Origin of the sequence: Amycolatopsis sp. EV170708-02-1, assembly GCF_022479115.1 — a bacterium.
Classification (GTDB): domain Bacteria; phylum Actinomycetota; class Actinomycetes; order Mycobacteriales; family Pseudonocardiaceae; genus Amycolatopsis.
Genome location: NZ_CP092497.1, coordinates 9098231 through 9119215 on the forward strand (window position 1 = coordinate 9098231; position 20985 = coordinate 9119215).

The 20985-nt window shown below is 67.1% G+C and carries 19 protein-coding genes, 2 tRNA genes and 1 pseudogene; 8 read left to right on the plus strand and 14 right to left on the minus strand.

All coding sequences use genetic code 11. The annotated features are described in order from the left end of the window. Position 1: 1 nt before the first annotated feature. The 14 genes from MJQ72_RS41795 to dnaA form a co-directional block, all read right to left on the minus strand. A complete protein-coding gene (locus MJQ72_RS41795) occupies positions 2-1033 on the minus strand; it encodes a hypothetical protein (protein ID WP_240596372.1) in 1032 nt (343 codons plus the stop codon). Positions 1034-1037: 4 nt separating this feature from the next. After that, positions 1038-1409: a hypothetical protein gene (locus MJQ72_RS41800; RefSeq protein ID WP_240596373.1), complete on the minus strand. Its 372-nt coding sequence runs from the start codon at positions 1407-1409 to the stop codon at positions 1038-1040. A gap of 97 nt (positions 1410-1506) precedes the next feature. After that, positions 1507-1947 (minus strand): hypothetical protein, encoded by a 441-nt coding sequence (locus MJQ72_RS41805; RefSeq protein ID WP_240596374.1) that lies wholly within the window; start codon positions 1945-1947, stop codon positions 1507-1509. A gap of 65 nt (positions 1948-2012) precedes the next feature. After that, a tRNA-Ala gene (locus MJQ72_RS41810) sits at positions 2013-2085 on the minus strand. 37 nt (positions 2086-2122) lie between these two features. Beyond that, positions 2123-2311, minus strand: coding sequence for a DLW-39 family protein (locus MJQ72_RS41815; RefSeq protein ID WP_240596375.1), 189 nt, complete (start codon positions 2309-2311; stop codon positions 2123-2125). Between the two features lie 153 nt (positions 2312-2464). After that, a tRNA-Ile gene (locus tag MJQ72_RS41820) sits at positions 2465-2538 on the minus strand. Positions 2539-2585: 47 nt separating this feature from the next. Then, a complete protein-coding gene (locus tag MJQ72_RS41825; RefSeq protein WP_016330466.1) occupies positions 2586-3272 on the minus strand; it encodes a DUF3566 domain-containing protein in 687 nt (228 codons plus the stop codon). Between the two features lie 36 nt (positions 3273-3308). Next, positions 3309-5834 carry a DNA gyrase subunit A gene (gene gyrA, locus MJQ72_RS41830; protein WP_240596376.1) on the minus strand — a complete coding sequence of 842 codons (2526 nt, stop codon included), beginning with the start codon at positions 5832-5834 and terminating at the stop codon, positions 3309-3311. Positions 5835-5884: 50 nt separating this feature from the next. Beyond that, the gene (gene gyrB, locus MJQ72_RS41835) at positions 5885-7852 is read right to left on the minus strand and encodes a DNA topoisomerase (ATP-hydrolyzing) subunit B (RefSeq protein WP_240596377.1); all 1968 of its coding nucleotides are present in this window, start codon (positions 7850-7852) and stop codon (positions 5885-5887) included. Between the two features lie 206 nt (positions 7853-8058). Beyond that, entirely contained in the window at positions 8059-8550 is a 492-nt protein-coding gene (locus tag MJQ72_RS41840; RefSeq protein WP_315860926.1) for a DciA family protein, read from the minus strand. 274 nt (positions 8551-8824) lie between these two features. Further along, on the minus strand, positions 8825-9979 hold the full coding sequence (recF, locus tag MJQ72_RS41845) for a DNA replication/repair protein RecF (protein ID WP_016330462.1): 1155 nt from the start codon (positions 9977-9979) through the stop codon (positions 8825-8827). Positions 9980-9988: 9 nt separating this feature from the next. After that, the gene (gene gnd, locus MJQ72_RS41850; protein WP_034321914.1) at positions 9989-10879 is read right to left on the minus strand and encodes a phosphogluconate dehydrogenase (NAD(+)-dependent, decarboxylating); all 891 of its coding nucleotides are present in this window, start codon (positions 10877-10879) and stop codon (positions 9989-9991) included. Positions 10880-10916: 37 nt separating this feature from the next. After that, positions 10917-12050, minus strand: a complete 1134-nt coding sequence (gene dnaN, locus MJQ72_RS41855) for a DNA polymerase III subunit beta (protein WP_020632653.1) — start codon at positions 12048-12050, stop codon at positions 10917-10919. Positions 12051-13265: 1215 nt separating this feature from the next. Continuing rightward, positions 13266-14900: a chromosomal replication initiator protein DnaA gene (dnaA, locus tag MJQ72_RS41860; protein WP_072029365.1), complete on the minus strand. Its 1635-nt coding sequence runs from the start codon at positions 14898-14900 to the stop codon at positions 13266-13268. A 602-nt stretch (positions 14901-15502) separates the two neighbouring features. Here dnaA and rpmH point away from each other — a divergent pair. The 8 genes and pseudogenes from rpmH (at position 15503) to MJQ72_RS41900 (ending at position 20957) form a co-directional block, all read left to right on the plus strand. Continuing rightward, positions 15503-15646, plus strand: a complete 144-nt coding sequence (gene rpmH / locus MJQ72_RS41865; RefSeq protein ID WP_005154511.1) for a 50S ribosomal protein L34 — start codon at positions 15503-15505, stop codon at positions 15644-15646. Between the two features lie 23 nt (positions 15647-15669). Beyond that, positions 15670-16053 carry a ribonuclease P protein component gene (gene rnpA / locus MJQ72_RS41870; protein WP_037333978.1) on the plus strand — a complete coding sequence of 128 codons (384 nt, stop codon included), beginning with the start codon at positions 15670-15672 and terminating at the stop codon, positions 16051-16053. A gap of 4 nt (positions 16054-16057) precedes the next feature. Then, on the plus strand, positions 16058-16363 hold the full coding sequence (yidD, locus tag MJQ72_RS41875) for a membrane protein insertion efficiency factor YidD (protein ID WP_240596378.1): 306 nt from the start codon (positions 16058-16060) through the stop codon (positions 16361-16363). A gap of 4 nt (positions 16364-16367) precedes the next feature. Further along, positions 16368-17471 (plus strand): membrane protein insertase YidC, encoded by a 1104-nt coding sequence (gene yidC / locus MJQ72_RS41880; RefSeq protein WP_240596379.1) that lies wholly within the window; start codon positions 16368-16370, stop codon positions 17469-17471. A 30-nt stretch (positions 17472-17501) separates the two neighbouring features. Next, positions 17502-18059: a R3H domain-containing nucleic acid-binding protein gene (locus MJQ72_RS41885; protein WP_007032243.1), complete on the plus strand. Its 558-nt coding sequence runs from the start codon at positions 17502-17504 to the stop codon at positions 18057-18059. A gap of 211 nt (positions 18060-18270) precedes the next feature. After that, positions 18271-18950, plus strand: a pseudogene (gene rsmG / locus MJQ72_RS41890) (16S rRNA (guanine(527)-N(7))-methyltransferase RsmG). 64 nt (positions 18951-19014) lie between these two features. Continuing rightward, positions 19015-19944, plus strand: a complete 930-nt coding sequence (locus MJQ72_RS41895; RefSeq protein WP_016338354.1) for a ParA family protein — start codon at positions 19015-19017, stop codon at positions 19942-19944. Beyond that, the gene (locus MJQ72_RS41900; RefSeq protein WP_240596380.1) at positions 19941-20957 is read left to right on the plus strand and encodes a ParB/RepB/Spo0J family partition protein; all 1017 of its coding nucleotides are present in this window, start codon (positions 19941-19943) and stop codon (positions 20955-20957) included. Before MJQ72_RS41895 ends, MJQ72_RS41900 begins: the two co-directional genes overlap by 4 nt. The last annotated feature ends 28 nt before the right edge of the window (positions 20958-20985 follow it).

Below are 20985 nucleotides of genomic sequence, written 5' to 3' on the forward strand. Positions count from 1 at the left end.
GTCAGTCGACCGGGAGCGGCGACAGCTCCCGCGGCGGTTCCTGGAACTTGCCGTCGTTCGAGATGTCGACGTTCTTGTCCCGGACCCGCTTTTCCGTTCCCTTGTCGGTGTTCTCCGTTTCGAAGTTGCCGGGGTCGAAGGTCTCGCCCGGGCTGACGTCCGGCGGTTCGGGGATGATCGGCAGGTTGTTGATCTCCGTGTTGATCTTCGAGATCAGGGATTCCGACGCGCGGAACATGGCTTCACGGATGTTGACCACACCGTCGTGGAAGCTGTTGTAGATCATTTCGGGGCTGTCCCCGACGATGTCGGCCTGCACGGTGGCCGCCGTGGCGAGCCCGGCCCCGGCCGCCGCGCCGGCGACCTGCACACCGTTCGCGGTGGTGAAGAACGTGGCCGCGGTGAGGCCTGCCGGTGGTGCGGCCGCCACGAGCAGAGCGGTGACAGCGGCGGCGAAGGTCGCGGCCAGCGCCTTCTGCAGGGCGGATTCGTCCTGCCGTTCCTTGTCGTCCCGGTACTTTTCCGCGGCGGTCAGGAAGGAAGCGGCGAGAGTACTCAGGTCGGCCCGAGCGGTCGCGATGGCGTCCCGCGCGGCCACGATGTCGGCTTCCAGCACGGTGAGTTTGGTGCCGACGCGGGCATAGGTGTTCACGAGACCTTGGATGTAGCTCTTGGCGGTCTCGGCGCCTTCACCGCGCCACTTGAGCAGCAGGACCAAGGACCGGTCGAGCGGCGCTTTCGTGTCCTGGAAGGCGTTCCAGAGGCCTTCGTAGGCCTCGATCATGGTCTGCAGGCTGTTCTCGCCGACGAGCTCCGCCTCGGAGAACTCGATGAAGAAGTCGCGGACCTCTTCCTTCAGACCGCCGCTCAAATCCACGTCGCTACCGAAGAACGGCGGGTAGAGGAGGTCCAATGCCGTGTAGGCCTTTTCGGCCCCCGCGGTGAGGTCGTGGGAGATGCCCTCGAGGAGTTTGCTGTGGTCGCCGAATTCGGAGTCGCTCTCCTCGTCCAGCGCGTTGAAGTACCCGTCCACGCCGCTACCCCTGGTTCCCGTACGCAGCGCGGTTCATTCGCTGCTTGTTGTCCTCGTCCACCGATTCGTAGAGTTCGGCGACCCGTTCCAGGGCCCGCGACGCGTCCTGCGTGCTGCGGTGCAGCTTCGCGAGCATCTTCTCGACGGCCTGGCGGTGCTCCTCGTACGCCGCCGAAACCCCGCGCATGCCCAGGGTTTTCCCGAACGCGGTGTCCGGCGCGAAAAGGCCGGGCATGAAGCCACCCGTGAGCGGGTCGGGAGCGGGGACGTCCTGCCCACGCACCCCGGTGTGCGCGGTACTGACGATATCCGCGGCATTCTGCAGTTCCTTGCTCGACAACCTGAGATCGTCGAGGTCGGTTTCGAAACTGACCATGTTCACCTCGCTGTCCGGATTCCACCCCCATGTAAGCAGCGTTGACTTGGCTGAGCGCACGACTTTGTCATCCGCGTACGGTGACGAACGTCACCGCTCAGACGCAGACCCAGCAGTAGAGACGGTCGCCCCTGGTCGTGGCGGTGCGGGCCAGTTCCGCGAAGTCGGTGAGCACGGTCGCGAGGTCGGCGGGGTCGGCCCCGCCACCGAACTCCTCGGTCCGCGACCAGGGCTCGGCCACCTCACGCAAGCGCGCCTCGTCGGCGTCGGACAGCGCGGCGGCCAGCTCATCGGTCAGCGCGACGACCAGCCGCGTGCCGCCGCCGGCCATCGCGACGGGGGCGATGTCGCGTTCGATGATGGCGTCGTAACCGACGCCGGTGAGCAGGGATTCCAGCGTGCCCAGCTGCACGAACGGGTCCACGCCTTTGAGCTGGACGGTCGGCAGGGACGCCTCGGCGGGACCGCCGACGAGGTCGATGGTGGCGGCCGCGGCGTCGTCGTCCGGCGCGGCGAAGTAGTCGAAGAGGACACCCATCCGCGCATTCTGCCCGGAACCGAAAAGGCCACCCGGAGCGCGGGTGGCCTTCGTGGATCCCTGAGTGGAGCTGAGGGGAATCGAACCCCTGACCCCTGCCTTGCAAAGGCAGTGCTCTACCAATTGAGCTACAGCCCCGGGTCGCAGGCGATCATGATAACCGCCCGCGCCGAAATCAGTTGTTGCGGGACGCGTCCGCGGCCTTGGCCGGGGCGCTTCCGTTGGTGGAAGCGGCTCCCAGCGGACGCTCGGTGGGAGCGGTGGCCTCACGCCAGAGGTCGGCCTCGGCCTTGGCGGCCTTGTTGCGCTTGATCACGAACAGCACGCCGCCCGCGATGACCGCGAGTGCCAACAGCTTCTTCATCAGAAGCCCCCTCTTTCCGCCGAGTTGCTCCGCTTACCCACCGATGCTACTGCACGCGGTTCCCCGGACGCCCGCTGCCCGACGTTCCACGTGGAACCGAGGGCCGGGCAACGAAAAAGCCGACCCGCGAGAATCGCGAACCGGCTTTCGGAGTGGGCCCACCAGGACTTGAACCTGGGACCTCTTCGTTATCAGCGAAGCGCTCTAACCGCCTGAGCTATGGGCCCGAACGAGGAGAAGATTACAGGACGTCTTTCGACGTCCTGCAACCGGGTCACTCTCGTTCGGAAAGGGTCACTTCCAGGCCTCCGGCGAGGTCGGCGGAGACGTTGTAGATGAAGGCGCTGACGGTGGCCAGCGCCGAGATCAGCACGATGTTGATGGCGCCGAGGATGGCCGCGATCCCGAAGACGCGGCCGGCGCTGATCAGCGGGTCGGCCGGTGCGTCGGCGCCTTCGCCGCCGACGAGCGACGAGTAGGTCCCGTTGAGTTTGTCCCAGACACCCATGCCGTCGAGGACGGTGTACAGGACGCCGACGGCGACGAGCCACACGAAGAACAGCGCGACGCCGAGGACGAGGGACAGTTTCAGCACCGACCAGGGGTCGAAGCGTTTGATCTGCAGGCTGGCGCGACGCGGCCCGCGGCCGGGGCGGCGGAGCGCGGTGGGGGCGGCACGGGTGCGGGAGGCCGACGGGATGGCGGAGGGGGCGGGGTCGCCCTCTCCGCTGTCGCCGAAAAGCCTCTTCGCGGCTGTACCGCTGACCCCGTGATAGTCGGTCACGGTGGTCGTGTCCCGCTTCGGGTCCGAGTGGGCCACGTCTTCGGTGGCGACCGAAGACACCGAGACCGTCTGCTCGCTGGAGCCTTCGGGTTCCCCGGCGCCGCTGTCGCGCTGCCAAGGCGGGCTCGACGAACCCGCCTGCGCGCCGCCTGCTTCGGGCTTCTCGGATGGTGTCACGAGGTGTCAGTCCTTACCCAGTACGTGGGGCGTCGTCTACTCCTGCTCCGACGCCGGGGTTTCTTCTCCTTCAGTACTACCTGCAGTGGCGACGTCTGAGGGCTCGTCCGCGTTGCGTGCGACCGCGAGAAGAGTTGTTCCTTCGTCGAGATTCATCAGCCGCACTCCCTTCGTCTGCCTGCCGGCCTTGCGCACCTGTCCGGCCGAAGTCCGGATCACCCCGCCGCTGGAGGTGATCGCGTAGAGCTCGTCTTCGGCGTCGACGATGACCGCGCCCACCAGCCTGCCACGTTTCTGGTCGTACTGAATGGTGAGCACACCCTTGCCGCCGCGGCCCTGCACCGGGTAGTCCTCGGTCGGGGTGCGCTTGGCGTAGCCGCCGCCGGTGGCGACGAGGAGGAACTTGTCCGGCTGGACGACGTTGATGCCGAGCAGCTCGTCGCCGTCGTTGAACCGCATGCCCAGCACACCGGACGTCGCGCGGCCCATCGGGCGCAGGGCCTCGTCGGTGGCGTGGAAGCGGATCGACTGGCCTTCCGCGGACACGAGGAGCAGGTCGTCCTCGGCGGCCGCGAGGACCGCGCCGACCAGCTCGTCGCCTTCGCGCAGGTTGACGGCGATGAGGCCGCCGGCGCGGTTGGAGTCGAAGTCGGTGAGCTTGGTCTTCTTCACCAGGCCGCGGCGGGTCGCGAGCACGAGGTAAGGGGCGACCTCGTAGTTCGGGATCTCGATGACCTGGGCGATCTGCTCGTCGGGCTGGAAGGCGAGCAGGTTCGCGACGTGCTGGCCGCGCGCGTTGCGGTTGGCCTCGGGCAGGTCGTACGCCTTCGCCCGGTACACGCGGCCCTTGTTCGTGAAGAACAGGATCCAGTCGTGCGTCGAGCAGACGAAGAAGTGCTGGACGATGTCGTCCTGTTTGAGCGTCGCGCCCTGGACGCCCTTGCCGCCGCGTTTCTGCGAGCGGTACAGATCGGTTTTCGTTCGCTTGGCGTAACCCGTGCGGGTGATCGTGACGACCACGTCCTCGACCGCGATGAGGTCTTCGACCGACACCTCGCCGTCGAACGGGATGATCTTGGTGCGCCGGTCGTCGCCGTACTTGTCGACGATCTCCTGGAGCTCCTCGGCGATGATGGTGCGCTGCCGCTCGGGCTTTTCGAGGATGTCCTTGAGGTCGGCGATCTCGAGTTCGATCTCGGCCAGGGTGTCGATGATCCGCTGCCGCTCCAGTGCCGCGAGGCGGCGAAGCTGCATGTCGAGGATCGCGGTGGCCTGGATCTCGTCGACGTCGAGCAGGCTCATCAGCGCGGGGCGGGCCTCCTCGGCCGAGGGCGAGCGCCGGATGAGGGCGATGACCTCGTCGAGCATGTCCAGCGCCTTGACCAGACCGCGCAGGATGTGGGCGCGTTCCTCGGCCTTGCGCAGCCGGAAGCGGGTCCGGCGGACGATGACGTCGATCTGGTGCTTCACGTAGTGCCGGATCATCTGGTCGAGCCGCAGCGTGCGGGGCACGCCGTCGACCAGGGCCAGCATGTTGACACCGAAGTTCTGCTGCAGCTGGGTGTGCTTGTACAGGTTGTTCAGCACGACCTTCGCGACCGCGTCACGTTTGATCGTGACGACGATCCGCATCCCGCTGCGGCTGTTGGACTCGTCGGCGATGTCGGAGATGCCGGTGAGCTTGCCGTCGCGGACCAGGTTCGCGATGTTCTCGACCAGGTTGTCCGGGTTCACCTGGTACGGCAGCTCGGACACGACCAGGATCGTGCGGCCCTTGGCGTCCTCTTCGACCTCGACGACCGCGCGCATGCGCACGGAACCGCGGCCGGTGCGGTACGCGTCCTCGATCCCGGAGTTGCCGAGGATCATCGCCTTGGTCGGGAAGTCCGGCCCCTTGATGCGGACCAGCAGCGCGGCGAGCAGCTCGTCGTCGGTGGCGTCGTAGTTCTCCAGCGCCCATTTGACGCCGTCGGCCACCTCGCGCAGGTTGTGCGGCGGGATGTTGGTCGCCATCCCGACCGCGATCCCGGAACCACCGTTGACCAGCAGGTTCGGGAACCGCGACGGCAGGACGTCGGGTTCCTGGGTGCGGCCGTCGTAGTTGTCGGAGAAGTCGACGGTCTCTTCTTCGATGTCCTGCAGCATGTGCATCGCGAGATGCGCCAGCCGGGACTCGGTGTACCGCATGGCGGCGGCGGGGTCGTTGCCCGACGAACCGAAGTTGCCCTGGCCGTCGATCAGCGGGTACCGCAGCGACCACGGCTGCGCGAGCCGCACCAGCGCGTCGTAGATCGCGGAGTCACCGTGCGGGTGGTAGTTGCCCATCACGTCGCCGACGACGCGGGAGCACTTGTTGTACCCGCGGTCGGGGCGGAAGCCGGAGTCGAACATCGAGTACAGCACGCGGCGGTGCACCGGCTTGAGGCCGTCGCGCACGTCCGGCAGCGCCCGCGACACGATGACGCTCATCGCGTAGTCGATGTAGGAGCGCTGCATCTCCTGCTGGATGTCGACCGGTTCGATCCGGTCGTGGTCCGGAGCCGGCGGCAAGGTTTCCGTCATGAGGTCCTTCTCGTGGGAGCAGTCCTAAGGGGACAAAGAGCGGGACGTCGCTAGACGTCGAGGAAGCGCACATCCTTGGCGTTACGCGTGATGAAGGAGCGGCGGGCTTCGACGTCCTCGCCCATCAGGACGGAGAACAGGTCGTCGGCCTGCGCGGCGTCGTCCAGGGTGACCTGGCCGAGCAGCCGGTTCGCCGGGTCCATCGTGGTCTCCCACAGCTCTTCGGCGTTCATCTCGCCGAGACCCTTGTAGCGCTGGATCGCGTCGTCCTTCGGCAGCTTCCGGCCGGCCTCGACACCCGCCTGGATGACGGCGTCGCGTTCCCTGTCGGAGTACGCGTATTCCGGGTCCTGCCGCGGCCACTTGATCTTGTACAGCGGCGGGCGCGAGAGGAACACGTGCCCGTGCTCGATCAGCGGGGGCATGAACCGGAACAGGAAGGTGAGCAGCAGCGTGGTGATGTGCTGGCCGTCGACGTCGGCGTCGGCCATCAGCACGATCTTGTGGTAGCGCAGCTTCTCGATGTCGAACTCTTCGTGGATACCGGTGCCGAGCGCGGTGATCAGCGACTGGACCTCGGTGTTCTTGAGGACGCGGTCGATACGGGCCTTCTCGACGTTGATGATCTTGCCCCGGATCGGCAGGATCGCCTGGTACATCGAGTCGCGGCCTTCCTTGGCCGAACCGCCGGCCGAGTCACCCTCGACGATGTAGAGCTCGCATTCCGACGGATTGGTCGAGCGGCAGTCCTTGAGCTTGCCGGGCAGCCCGCCGATCTCCAGCGCGCCCTTGCGGCGGACCAGGTCGCGCGCCTTGCGGGCGGCCATCCGCGCCTGCGCCGAGGAGATCGACTTGTTGATGATCGTCTTCGCCTCGGTGGGGTTGCGCTCGAACCAGTCGGCCAGCCATTCGTTCGAGGTCTGCTGCACGAACGTCTTGGCCTCGCTGTTGCCCAGCTTGGTCTTGGTCTGGCCTTCGAACTGCGGCTCGGAGAGCTTGATCGAGACGATCGCGGCGAGACCCTCGCGCACGTCGTCACCGGAGAGGTTGGCGTCCTTCTCCTTGAGCAGCTTCTTCTCGCGCGCGTACGCGTTGACGACGCGGGTGAGCGCGGCACGGAAGCCCTCTTCGTGCGTGCCACCCTCGTGCGTGTTGATCGTGTTGGCGAAGGTGTACACCGACGGCGTGAAGCCGTTGTTCCACTGCATGGCGACCTCGACCTCGAGGCCGGTGCCCTTGGCCTCGAAGGAGATCACGGACGCGTGGATCGGGTCCTTGCTGCCGTTGATGTGCTTGACGAAGTCTTCGAGACCGCCCGGGTAGCAGTAGGTCTTCTCCTTGACCCTCGCCGCCTGGCCGGAAGCGTCCGCTTCGGTCTCTTCGTCGGCGACGCGCTCGTCGCGCAGCGAAAGGGTCAGGCCCTTGTTGAGGAAGGCCATCTCCTGGAGACGCCGGGAGATCGTCTCGAAGTTGTACGTCGTCGTCTCGAAGATGTCGCCGTCGGCCCAGAAGGTGATCGTGGTGCCGGTCTCGGTCGCCGGGCCGAGGTCCTGCAGCTCGCCGGGGATCTGGTCGGTGTACTCCTGGCGCCAGCTGCGGCCGCCGTACTTGACCTCGGCGGTGAGCCTCGTCGAGAGCGCGTTCACCACGGAGACACCGACGCCGTGCAGACCGCCGGAGACCGCGTAGGAGTCGCTGTCGAACTTGCCGCCCGCGTGGAGCACGGTGAGCACGACCTCCAGGGTCGGCTTCTGCTCCTTGGGGTGCATGTCGACCGGGATGCCGCGGCCGTCGTCGACGACGCGCACCCCGCCGTCGGCCAGCAAGGTAACCTCGACCTTGGTGGCGTAGCCCGCCATCGCCTCGTCGACGGAGTTGTCGACCACCTCTTGGACGAGGTGGTGGAGGCCGCGTTCACCGGTGGAACCGATGTACATACCGGGACGCTTGCGGACGGCTTCGAGCCCTTCGAGCACCGTGATCGACGACGCGTTGTACTCGCTCTTGTTCTCGGTCACAGGCGTTGTTTCTCCTCGTCTCGCTCGAGCAGACGCTCGCTCATCACCAGTGTACTTGGCCGCGTTCGCAGACATGCGGCAAGGACACCCCTGATTTGCTCACAGACGCGCTAATTCGCTCAAAGAAGAGTCTTGACGTTCGCGAAGCACTCTGGGCGCGTTCTCGGCGCTTTAATGGGCACTGTCGCGGCGAAGCGCAACTCGGATCAGCCGTACGTGTCACGCGGGCCGCGCCCCGGGACGTGCCGCGGCCCTTTCCGCCAGCTCGGCGCCGTCGGCCCCTGGATCCGCATCTTCTTCACCACGCCGTTTCCGACGCCTTTGGCGATCTTCGCCAGCAGCTGTCCTTGAAGCAGGCGAAGCTGCGTCGCCCACGCTGTCGAACTCGCGCGCACGGTCAGCTCGCCGTCCTTCAAGGCCACCGGCTGAGCGTGTTCGGCGACCTCTTCACCCACCAGGCGTGCCCAGTGGCCGAAGACCTGACCGTTCGCCAGCCGCGTGTTCCAGCCGCGGTCGACGGCGATCCGGGAGGCGAGCCTGCCGAGCGGTTGCGGATCGCGCGCGTCGGCACCCGGCCCTGACCAGCGACGACGTCGCGGGCTTTGGCCTGCCGAAGCGGCTCCCCCACCGTTGATACGGCCACGGCGCACGCCCGGTTCAACGCCGCGGGCCTTCGCTTTGGCCTTCGCGGCGTCCAGAGCCGCCCGCGCGAGGTCACGACCCGTAGTCGGTTCTTTGCTCGCGGTATCGGTTGAGCCGTTCGATACCGCGGGGCGATCACTCCCCGTATCGAACAGGGCTCCCTCACTCGGGTTACCACCCGCGTGAGGGGTGTCAAGCCGCTTATCAGGCCCCTTGGTCACGCGGGGCGATAACGCGTTCACGGTGTTATCCACACTGTCCACAGGTTTGTCCCCAGATCGGTGGGCAACTGCTGTGGCGCCGATCACCCGGGGTGTCCGCTGCACCCGGTCACCCTCGGTTGATCTCACCATCCGCCACGAGGAAGCGGTGTCCGGCCAGTTCGGCGGGCACGTCCTCGTCCACGGCGGCGGTCACCAGCACCTGCTCGGCGCCTGCCGCCACCTCCGCCAGCCGGGCCCGGCGACGCCGGTCCAGCTCGGCGAACACATCATCCAGCAGAAGCACCGGTTCCCCGGCCTCGCCACGCAGGAGCTCGTAGCTTCCCAGACGCAACGCGAGGGCGAACGACCAGGACTCCCCATGGCTCGCGTAGCCCTTCGCCGGCGCTTCGCCGAGGATGAGATCGAGCTCGTCCCGGTGCGGGCCGACCATGCTCACCCCGCGTTCCAGCTCCAGGTTCCGCGACCGTTTCAGTGCCTCGACCAGCACTTCTTTGAGGACAGCTTGGTCGGCGCGAGGACCGTCCGGAGTGCCGTAGCCCTCCGGCATCGCTTCGCCCAGGCTCGACTTGTACGCGATCTTCGCCGGTCTCGAATCGGGCGCGACCCCCATGTACGCGGAGGCCGCGTACGGCGCGAGGTCGGCGATCAGGTTGAGCCGGGCCGCCAGCAACGCGGCTCCTGCCACCGACAAGTGGTCGTCCCAGACATCGAGCGTCGACAACGCGTACGGGTCTTCGCGCCCCGTACGCCGCTTGCCCGCCGTCTTGAGCAGCGCGTTCCGCTGTTTCAGCACCTTCTCGTAGTCGGCGCGGACCCCGGCGTACCGGGGAGCGCGCAGCACGAGGAGTTCGTCCATGAAACGACGGCGTTCCCCGGGATCCCCGCGCACGAGTGCCAGGTCCTCCGGGGAGAACAGCACCGTGCGCAGGATCCCGAGCACGTCACGGGGCTTGCCGACCGCGCCGCGGTTGACCCGCGCGCGGTTCGCCTTGCCGGGCGTGATCTCCAGCTCGACCGTCAGCTCGCGGTCCTCGTTGACCACCGCGACCCTGATCAGCGCGCGTTCGCAGCCGTGCCGCACCAACGGCGCGTCGGTCGCGACGCGGTGCGAGCCCAGGGTCGCGATGTAGCCGATCGCCTCGAGGAGGTTCGTCTTGCCGCGGCCGTTCTGTCCGACGAGGACGGTCGGGCCGGGTTCGAGCGCGAGATCGGCTTGTGGCCAGGACCGGAAGTCGGTGACCTGCAGATGTCTTAAGTACAACCCGTTTGCCTAGTCGCCGGCCTTTTTGACCGAGTGCCCGCCGAACTGGTTGCGCAACGCGGCGACGGCCCGCATGGCGGCCGAGTCCTCCTGGCGCGAGGCGAACCGCGCGAACAGCGCGGCCGAGATGACCGGCGCCGGGACCGCGTTGTTGATCGCCTCTTCGAGCGTCCACCGGCCTTCGCCGGAATCCTCGACGTAGCCCTCGAGGTCGTCCAGCTCCGGGTCCTCGTCGAGCGCGCGGACCAGCAGGTCGAGCAGCCACGAGCGGACGACGGTCCCCCGCTGCCAGCCCTTGATCACCGCGGGCACGTTCTCGACGACCTTCGCGGCTTCGAGCAGCTCGAAACCTTCGGCGAAGGCCTGCATCATGCCGTACTCGATGCCGTTGTGGATCATCTTCGCGTAGTGACCGGAGCCGACGGCGCCGGCGTGCGAGAAGCCCTCGTCACGCGGCCCCTCGGGACGAAGCGCGTCGAAGATCGGCATGGCCTTCTCGACGTCCGAAGCCGCGCCGCCGACCATCAGGCCGTAGCCGTTGTCCTTGCCCCACACGCCACCGGAAACCCCGCAGTCGAGGTAACCGATCTTCTTCGTCGCGAGCAGATCCGCGTTGATCCGGTCGTCGGTGTACTTCGAGTTGCCGCCGTCGATCACGAGGTCGCCCTCGGACAGCAGGTTGCCGAGCTCCGCGACGGTCTGCCGGGTCGGTTCGCCGGCGGGCACCATGATCCAGACGATCCGGGGACCGTCCAGTTTGGACACCATGTCCTCGAGTGAGGTGGAGTCGGTGACGTCGGGGTTGCGGTCGTAGCCGACCACCTCGTGACCGGCCGCGCGCAGCCGCTCACGCATGTTGAACCCCATTTTGCCGAGGCCGATGAGTCCCAGCTGAGCCATGAAGATCCCCTTTGGTGCGAACAGAAGTGGCGGCCGGTCAGCCCGGGAGGCGGACCGGCATCAGGAGGTACAGGTAGCCGGGGACGACGTTGCCCTCCTCGTCGGCGGGCTTGATCAGCGCCGGCCGGTTCGGGGTGGTGAACGTCAGTTCCGCCCGGTTCGCGTTCAGCGCGCCGAGCCCGTCGACGAGGTAACCCGGGTTGAACGCGATGGTCACCGGCTCGCCCTCGTAGTCGACCTGAAGCTCTTCTTCGGCCGAGCCCTCGTCGTCGCCGCCGGCGGAGAGCCGCAGCGAACCGTCGTTGAACTCCAGCCGCACCTGGGTGCCACGCTCGGCGACCAGCGAAACACGCTTGATGGACTCGGCGAGCGCGGAGACCTCGATGACCGCGCGCGACGTGTGCTGCGCCGGCAGCAGCTGCCGGTACGGCGGGAACTCCGCGTCGAGGAGGCGGGTCGTGGTGTAGCGACCGGAACCGGAGAGACCGAGGAGCCCTTCGCCGCTGGCGAGCGCGAGCCGGATCTTGGCACCGCTGGCGCCGAGCGTCTTCGCGGCCTCGGCGAGCGTGCGCGCCGGGACGAGCACCGCGGCGTCGGACAGGCCCTCGGCCGGCTCCCAGGTGAACTCGCGCATCGCGAGGCGGAAGCGGTCGGTGGCGACCAGGGTCAGCGAGGAGCCGGAGATCTCCAGCCGCATCCCGGTCAGCATCGGGAGGGTGTCGTCCTTGCCCGCGGCGACGACGACCTGGGTGACGGCCTGGCCGAACGCGTCACCGGTGAGTTCACCGGCGAAGGCGGGCTGGGACGGGAGCTGCGGGTAGTCCTCGACCGGCATGGTCGGCAAGGAGAAGCGCGCGGAACCGCAGGTGATGGTCGCGCGGGCGCCGTCGACGGAGATCTCGACCGGCTGCGCGGGCAGTGACTTGGTGATGTCGGCCAGCAGACGGCCGGAGACCAGGAGGCGGCCGCCGTCGGCGATGGTGGCCGGGACACCGACCGTGGCGGAGACCTCGTAGTCGAATCCGGAGACGGTGAGGGCGTCACTCGTCCCGTCGGATCCCGCATCGAGCAGGACACCGCCCAGAACCGGGACCGGAGGCCGCGACGGGAGGCTTCTCGCCACCCACGCGACGGCGTCGGCCAGCCCGTCACGCTCGACGCGGATCTTCATGCGCGCTTCCTTTCGACAGCCGAGCCCCTGACGGCTCGAAAGCTCAACGGGTCACCTCGGCCGGAGAGCGCGATGGCCAGGTGCCTCGCAGGTGTGTTCGGTCCGTGCGAGGACGCGAACGCACGTCGACACGCAGACCAGGTGCAGGGACCCACGTTAGGCCGTCCCCGGGGTCCGCGTCACCTCGGCCTCCCCTTGCTTTTGTCGACAAGACGACACGGCTCACCGGCTGTCCCCAGATTCGTCCTTCGCCTGTTTTTGTTTTGTTCTCTTCTAGAGAAGAAGAAAAGACAGCAGTAGTAATAGGTGTTGTGGATTGTGTGGACAAGGCTCGTTCGCGCAGGTCCGGGCGCCTGGAGGGCTGTGGACTCCGGGTGTGTACGGACGGTGGACAGCTCGGGGCGTCCGTGGATGGATTCGGGCGGCGCTCGATCTGTCCACAGTCATCCACAGTTGTCCCCACGGTTATCCCCAGTCTCGCACCGGTTTGTACCCAGGGTTGTGGGCGCCGTTCGTGACCGGAATCGCTCGGGAGAGTGATCCATGCAGCCTGCATCACCCTTGTGCACAAGATGTGGGCAACCTGGGGACAGCATGTGGATCTTGGTGTGGAAATGCTGTGGATTGCCTGTGAGTGCGATGTGGACGGAAACCTCGTCGCCGCAGCTCTCCGACCCGGCGAAGTTGTGCACAAGCTACCCACAGCATGTGGATTCCTTTGTACACAAGGAAAAACGCGAAGCACCCCGAGAGCCGCTTCGCCTCCTTCGCCCGCTCCGCGGCCCACACCCGCTTCGGCCCTATGTGGACACAAAGAAGGGCTCCCACCTACCGGCGAGAGCCCCGAAACCCTTGTCGGCCAAGGGATTGATGCTCAGACGACCCAGCGGTCTCCCGGAAGCGCGCCAGCGCGACGGGAGACTTCACCGTCGAGCGCCCTCTTTCGGGCCGAAGGCCCACGAAAACGCGATGAAGGGGCGCCCTCCGCTCTCAACCTGAGTTGGAAGCGGAACGACGCCCCTTCGGCGCGCTTTTCGTCAGCGCTCGACAGAGAACACAGTCAGCGCTCGACAGAGAACACAGTCAGCGCTCGACAGAGAACACAGTCAGCGCTCGACAGAGAACACAGTCAGCGCTCGACAGAGAACACAGTCAGCGCTCGACAGAGAACACAGTCAGCGCTCGACAGAGAACACAGTCAGCGCTCGACAGATATCACTGCCTTGCGCGCTGCTTGATCCGTGAGGTGAGTTCCTGGACCTGGTCGTAGATGCGCCGTCGTTCGGCCATCTCCTTGCGGATCTTCTTGTCCGCGTGCATGACGGTCGTGTGGTCGCGGCCGCCGAAGGTCTGCCCGATCTTCGGCAGCGACATGTCGGTCAGTTCGCGGCAGAGGTACATCGCGATCTGGCGCGCGGTCGCGAGCGCCTTCGTCTTGCCGGGGCCGCAGAGGTCGTCGAGGGTCACGTCGAAGAACTCCGATGTGACGCCCATGATGGTCGGCGCGGTGATCTCCGGTGCGTGCGAATCCGGGATGAGGTCCCGGAGCACGATCTCGGCGAGCGCGACGTCGACGGGCTGCTGGTTCAGCGACGCGAAGGCGGTGACGCGGATGAGCGCGCCTTCGAGTTCCCGGATGTTCGCCTCGACGCGCGAGGCGATGAACTCCAGGACCTCGCCGGGAACCGCGAGCCGGTCCTGCGCCGCCTTCTTGCGAAGGATCGCGATACGGGTTTCGAGTTCCGGCGGCTGGATGTCGGTGATGAGACCCCACTCGAACCGCGTGCGCAGCCGGTCTTCCAGCGTTTCGAGGCGCTTCGGCGGGCGGTCGGAGGAGACGACGATCTGCTTGTTCGCGTTGTGGAGGGTGTTGAAGGTGTGGAAGAACTCTTCCTGCGTACCTTCCTTGCCTTCCAGGAACTGGATGTCGTCGACGAGCAGGATGTCGATGTCGCGGTAGCGGCGCTGGAACGCGACCTTGCGGTCGTCCCGCAGCGAGTTGATGAAGTCGTTGGTGAACTCTTCGGTCGACACGTACCGCACGCGCATCCCGGGGAACAGCCGCTGGGCGTAGTGCCCGACAGCGTGCAGCAGGTGGGTCTTCCCGAGCCCGGACTCCCCCCAGATGAACAGCGGGTTGTACGCGCGTGCCGGTGCTTCGGCGACGGCGACCGCGGCCGCGTGCGCGAAGCGGTTCGACGCACCGATGACGAAGGTGTCGAACGTGTACTTCTCGTTGAGCTTCGTCTTCGACGTCTGCGGCTGCGCCGGCGCGGTGTAGGGCTGGCCCGCGATCGGCTGACCGGAGAACGTCGGCCAGATCTCGGTCACGGCGGCGAGGGCCTCGCCCTCTTCGTCGACTTCTTCATCGCTGTCATCGCCATCGTTGAGGCTGTTGTCCACCGGCTGCTGCCTCGGCGGCCTCGGCTTGGGGGGCTCGGGCCGGGGCCTGGTCGGGGACAGCATGCCGTCACCCTCGGGCAGCGGAGGAGTACCCGGCACCGGGCCGGACCCGTTTTCCACCCGGCTGGGTGACGTCGGTTCGTAGCGAGGGCCCGGCGACGGCGGAGGCATCGAAGTGTGGGGCTCGGTGCTGTCGACCTTCACCGCGAGCGAGACCGCGCGGCCGAGCCGGCGCGAAAGGGCTTCGGTGATCGCGCCGCGCAGGGCGCGTTCGATCGCTTCCTTGGCGAAGTCGCTGGGGGCGGCGAGCAGCGCGGTGCCGTCGAGCAGGCCGATCGGCCGGGTCACCCGCATCCAGGCGCGCTGCTGCGGGGAGAGGGTGCCATCGGACAGCTCGCGCACGACCTGCTCCCAGATGACGCCAAGATTGTGCTGGTGATCGGACACCTGCCTGACTCCCCTCCCCTCGTCGGTGCGCTGCGGCGAGATCACTCAGCGGCCCGAACGCCGGGTCGAGCGTCATCATGGCCCGGTCGGCTCATGCGCACAGCAAATATCCACATAGTTGTCCACAGCTGTGCACTAATGTACGGCGACCCGCGGTGACGCCACCTGCGGGATCGTCGTATGCCGACGGGACGCCTCCACATCCCCAAGGACACCCGGGCGCCTGCACCGTTCCACCTCGGCGAAAACCCGGGAGGGGCACGCTAACAAGCCCCGCTCGTTGCCACAAGGCGTCCTCGCGCGCAAGCATTTCACGGTGTACGGCGTGTTGCCATTCGATGCCCTCGCGTCGTCGGTGATCACTCTCCACGTACGGTCGCGGTCCGTGGTCGAGGGGGTGCCTGCCGGGCCCGGGCGGTGGGTGCGTACCCTCGTAAGGTCTCCCGTATACAGCGGGGGCGTTTCGCGTGCCCACGTTGTCGTCGCTCGACGTGACGAGGCCACACGTTGGTAGGAGACACCAGAGACTGCCGTGCGTCAGCACGACACGCCCGGAACGGGTCGAACCGTTCCAGGCGGCCGAGAAACAGGAGAAGTTAGTCGTGAGCAAGGGTAAGCGCACCTTCCAGCCGAACAACCGCCGCCGCGCCCGGGTCCACGGATTCCGGCTGCGCATGCGGACCCGCGCCGGCCGGGCCATCCTGGCGGCTCGTCGTCGCAAGGGCCGCGGCGCGCTGTCCGCCTGATCCGGCCGTCGTCGAGGGACGTCGTGCTGCCGGCCGCCGCGAGATTGCGGCGCAGTGAGGACTTCCGTGCCGTGATGCGGCGTGGGGCCAAGGCAGGCAGGCGCCGCCTCGTCGTCCATGCGTTGACCACGGACCCGCCCGATGCCGCCGAAGCGGCGCGGGCGGGTTTTGTGGTGAGCAAGGCCGTGGGCAATTCGGTGGTCCGCCACCGGGTCACCCGCCGATTGAGGCATCTCGTTTCCGCCAGGATCGGAACACTGCCGCCGGGCAGCTCGTTGGTGATACGGGCACTACCTCCGGCCGCGGACGCGTCCAGCGCGGAACTCGGCTCGGACCTCGACGCGTCGTTGCGGCGTCTCGGGCTGTCCCGCCAGACGCGACCCCCCGACCACGGATCAGCGGTGTAACGGCATGCGAGCCACCGAGAACGACACCACCGAAGAAGCCCGTCCCGGCCCGGTGGCATGGGTGCTGCTCCTGCCCATCAAGCTGTATCGCAAGGCGATCTCGCCCTTCCTTCCTCCGGCGTGCCGGTTCTACCCGAGCTGTAGCGCGTACGCCGTCGAGGCACTGACCCGGCATGGCGCCGGCCGCGGCACTTATCTCGCGGTCCGGCGTCTGCTGCGCTGTGGCCCGTGGACCATGCCCGGCCGCGATCCGGTACCCGAGACGTTCTCGTGGCGCCACCGCCGACCTGAAACACCGATCGAGGAGTAGCTCAGTGCTCGACTTCATCTACTACCCCGTGTCCTTCATCTTGTGGTGTTGGCACAAGGTCTTCGGGCTCGTGTTCGGTGAGGCGAACGCGGTCTCCTGGATCCTCGCGATCATCTTCTTGACGTTCACGGTCCGCGGCATCATGTTCAAGCCGTTCGTGAACCAGGTCCGGTCGATGAAGAAAATGCAGGACTTCGCGCCGGAAATGAAGAAGATCCAGAAGAAGTACGCGAACGACCGGCAGCGCCAGGCGATGGAGATGCAGAAGCTCCAGAAGGAGCACGGCGTCAACCCGCTGGGCAGCTGCCTGCCGATGCTGCTTCAGATCCCGGTCTTCATCGGTCTGAACCACGTCCTGCGGATGTTCACCATCAACCCGTACGGCGGCCCGAAGACCGAGAACTACTTCTTCGACCAGGCCGGCGTCGAGTCCTACGTTCACGCGAAGCTGTTCGGCACCAACCTCGGTGACGCGATCTACACCGGCGTCGACATGGTCAGCGGCGGCAACGCGGCGACCGGCTTCCACTGGGGCGTCGCCCCGGTCGCGATCCCGCTGATGATCGTCGCCAGCATCGCCACGCACCTCACCGCGCGTCACTCGGTCCAGCGCCAGAACCCCGAGTCGGCCACCCCGCAGACCGCGATGATGAACAAGCTGACGATGTACATCTTCCCGCTCGGTGTCCTCATCTTCGGTGCGCTGTTCCCGGTCGGCCTTCTCTTCTACTGGCTCGCCAACAACGGCTGGACCCTGATGCAGCAGCGGCTCGTCTACACGAAGATCGACAAGGAAGAAGAGGCCCGCAAGGCCGCCGAGAAGGAGAAGCGCTCCAACCTCGGCCCGAAGCCCGGTCAGAAGCCGACCGCGCCGCGCCCCGGCCAGAAGCCGGTCCAGCAGAAGAAGAACAAGCAGTCCTCCGGTGGTCAGGTCAAGAAGGCGGGCTCCCCGCACGGCTTCGCCCAGACCGGTTCGTCCGCCGCGGAGAAGAAGGACGCCAACGACGCAACAGCCGAGCCGTCGACGAACGGCTCGAAGGAGAACGGTGCGGACGTGCCCGGTCTCATCTCGGACTCGACTAAGAAATCGGGCCGGAAGCGTCGCTGACGCCGATCCGGTTCGGAGAGGAGACCAGTAATGGCGGAGACGATCGACACGATCGACGCCGAGGAGAACAGCGCGGCCGAGGTTGAGGGCGCCGCTGAAGAGACCGCTCGCAAGGGAGGTGTCGACGACGACGTCCTCGTGAAGGAGGGCGACATCGCCGGTGACTACCTCGAGCGGCTGCTCGACCTTTTGGACTACGACGGCGACATCGACCTCGATGTCGAAGCGGGCCGCGCGATCGTCAGCATCGACGGCGGCGAGGACCTCGAGAAGCTCGTCGGTCCCCGCGGCACCGTGCTGGAGGCGCTGCAGGAGCTGACGCGGCTGGCGGTGCAGCAGGAGACCGGTTCGCGAAGCAGGCTGATGTTGGACATCGCGGGCTGGCGCGCCGACCGTCGCGAGGAGCTCCGCGAGCTCGGCCGCTCGACCGCCGAGACGGTCGTCTCGTCCGGCGAGCGTGTCCGGCTGCAGCCGATGAGCCCGTTCGAGCGGAAGGTCGTGCACGACGCGGTCGCCGCCGTCGATGGGGTCAAGAGCGAGAGCGAAGGAGAGGACCCGAAGCGCCGGGTCGTCATCTTCCCCGCCTGACGGTTACTCGAAAGAAGCGGCCCGCCGGTCATCCGGCGGGCCGCTTCTTTGTGTCCGGGGTGAATTACACGCGTGGCGTTTCACGTGAAACGGGGGAAGGCGAGTGGAGTTGTCCACAACTTCGGACTGTCTCCCCGCTTTGCGCTCGGCGTCATGGACAATCAGTGGAGCGCGTTTCACGTGAAACGGCGTCGAGGGTTGAGGAGCGAGAGTGGGCTTGGACGGGGTCGCCGCATCGGTACGGACCGCGGCGTCGGGAGTATTCGGAGACCGCGTCGAGCAAGCCGCCGGCTACGTCGAACTCCTGGAGCGGCATGGCGTCGAGCGCGGGCTCATCGGCCCCCGCGAGGTCGACCGGTTGTGGGAGCGGCACGTCCTCAACTCCGCCGTGATCGGCGAGCGGATCCCGGACGGCGCCCGGGTGGTCGACGTCGGCTCGGGCGCGGGGCTTCCGGGTGTACCGCTCGCGATCAGCCGACCGGACCTCGATATCGTTCTGCTCGAACCGATGGCTCGCCGGGTCGACTGGCTGGCCGAGGTTGCCGAGAAGCTGGAACTCCCCATCACCGTTGTCCGCGGGCGCGCGGAGGAGCGGCAGGTACGTGAGGAGCTCGGTGGCGCGGATGTCGTCACCGCCCGGGCGGTCGCTCCCTTGGCCCGGCTCGCGAACTGGTGCCTCCCCCTCGTGCGTTCCCAAGGTGCTCTGGTCGCCCTCAAAGGAGCGAGCGCTGGAGAGGAAATCGAACGCGATCGCGCCGCCGTCCGGAAGGCCGGCGGCGGCGAGCCGGAAGTCTTCGAGTGCGGTACCAAGGTGCTCGAGATCCCGAGCACGGTCGTCGTGATCCACCGTCTGCCCCGAAACCGTCTCGACAGCGCGGCAGGCGCAGCTAGACCGGTTCCACGTGAAACAACGCAGAACGACTCTCACGTCCACTACAGAGGAGGCTCGAGACCGGTGACTCCCCCGCCGTCCGACCCTGCGAGCGCCGGCCAGGAACTCGGCTGGACGCCCATCGCCGAAGAAGCCGTCCGCGCCGCCAGCGTGCTGCACCCCAAGGAGGGTGCACTCCCCCGGCCGAACCGTCGGCGAGTGCTGACGGTCGCCAACCAGAAGGGCGGCGTCGGCAAGACGACGAGCACGGTGAACCTCGCCGCCGCCCTCGCCGTCCACGGGCTCAAGACGCTCGTGATCGACCTGGACCCTCAGGGCAACGCGAGCACCGCGCTCGACATCGACCACCGATCCGGCACGCCGTCGATCTACGAGGTGCTGATCGGTGAGGTGTCGCTGGCCGAGGCGGCGGCGCAGAGCGAGCAGTCGCCCAACCTCTACTGCGTCCCCGCGACCATCGACCTCGCCGGCGCCGAGATCGAACTCGTCTCCATGGCGTCCCGCGAGATGCGGCTCAAGGAGGCGCTCTCGTCCGAGATCCTCGACGAGATCGGCGTCGACTACGTCTTCATCGACTGCCCGCCGTCGCTCGGTCTGCTGACCGTCAACGCGATGGTCGCCGCGCAGGAGGTGCTGATCCCGATCCAGTGTGAGTACTACGCGCTCGAAGGTCTGGGGCAGCTGCTGAGCAACATCGAACTCGTTCAGGCGCACCTGAACCGCGAACTTAGTGTCTCCACGATTCTGCTCACCATGTACGACGGCCGGACGAAGCTGGCCGATCAGGTGACGAACGAGGTCCGAAACCACTTCGGGGACACTGTTCTCAAGACGGTGATCCCGCGCAGTGTGAAGGTCTCCGAGGCGCCCGGGTACGGGCAGACCGTCCTCGCTTACGACCCGGGTTCGCGGGGTGCGATGAGCTACGTGGACGCGGCGAAGGAGATCGCCCAGCGCGGAGTGGAGATGAAGGAAAGGAGCGGTACGGCATGAGCGAGCGCAGAGGAGGGCTCGGGCGCGGGCTCGCCGCCCTGATCCCCACCGGCCCTCCGCCGGGTTCGGCGGCTCCCGTCGAGAACGGTTCCCCTGCCCCGTCCGCTCCCGCGAGCAAGCCCGCGGGGCCGGACGACAAGGGCTGGTTCGCGGCCAACGGCGCGGCCGGTTCGCACGGCGGAACGGTCGCCGGCGCGGTCTACCGCGAGGTGCCGGTCAGCCAGATCAAGCCGAACCCGAAGCAGCCGCGGCAGGTCTTCGACGAGGACGCGCTCAACGAGCTGGAGCACTCGATCCGCGAGTTCGGGCTCATGCAGCCCATCGTGGTCCGGGAGCTCGGCAACGACGAGTACGAACTCGTCATGGGCGAGCGGCGGCTGCGTGCCTCCCAGCTGGCGGAGCTGGAGGCGATCCCGGCGATCGTCCGCCAGACCGCCGACGAGGCGATGCTGCGCGACGCGCTGCTCGAGAACATCCACCGCGTTCAGCTCAACCCGCTCGAAGAGGCGGCCGCGTATCAGCAGCTGCTCGACGAATTCGCGGTCACGCACGAGGAACTGGCGAGCCGGATCGGGCGTAGCCGCCCGGTCATCACGAACACGATCCGCTTGCTCAAACTCCCCCTCGCGGTCCAGCGACGGGTCGCGGCCGGGGTGCTTTCGGCGGGCCACGCGCGGGCGCTGCTGTCTCTCGAAGACGCCGAGAGTCAGGAAGAGCTGGCCGCGCGGATCGTCGCGGAGGGTATGTCGGTCCGCGCGACCGAAGAAGCCGTGACGCTCAAGAAGAGCGAAAAGCCGGCCAAGCCGAAGCCCGCTCCCCGCAAGCCGATCCAGGCACCCGGTCTCCAGGAACTGGCGAACCGGCTTTCGGACCGGTTCGACACTCGCGTGAAGGTCGACTTGGGTCGCCGCAAGGGGCGGATCACCCTCGAATTCGGCTCGGTTGACGATCTTGAACGCATCGTGGCGCTCATGGATCAAAATCAGGCAAATCAGACACCGAAAATCGATTAGGGATCACCCCGGGTCGTTTTGTCACGGT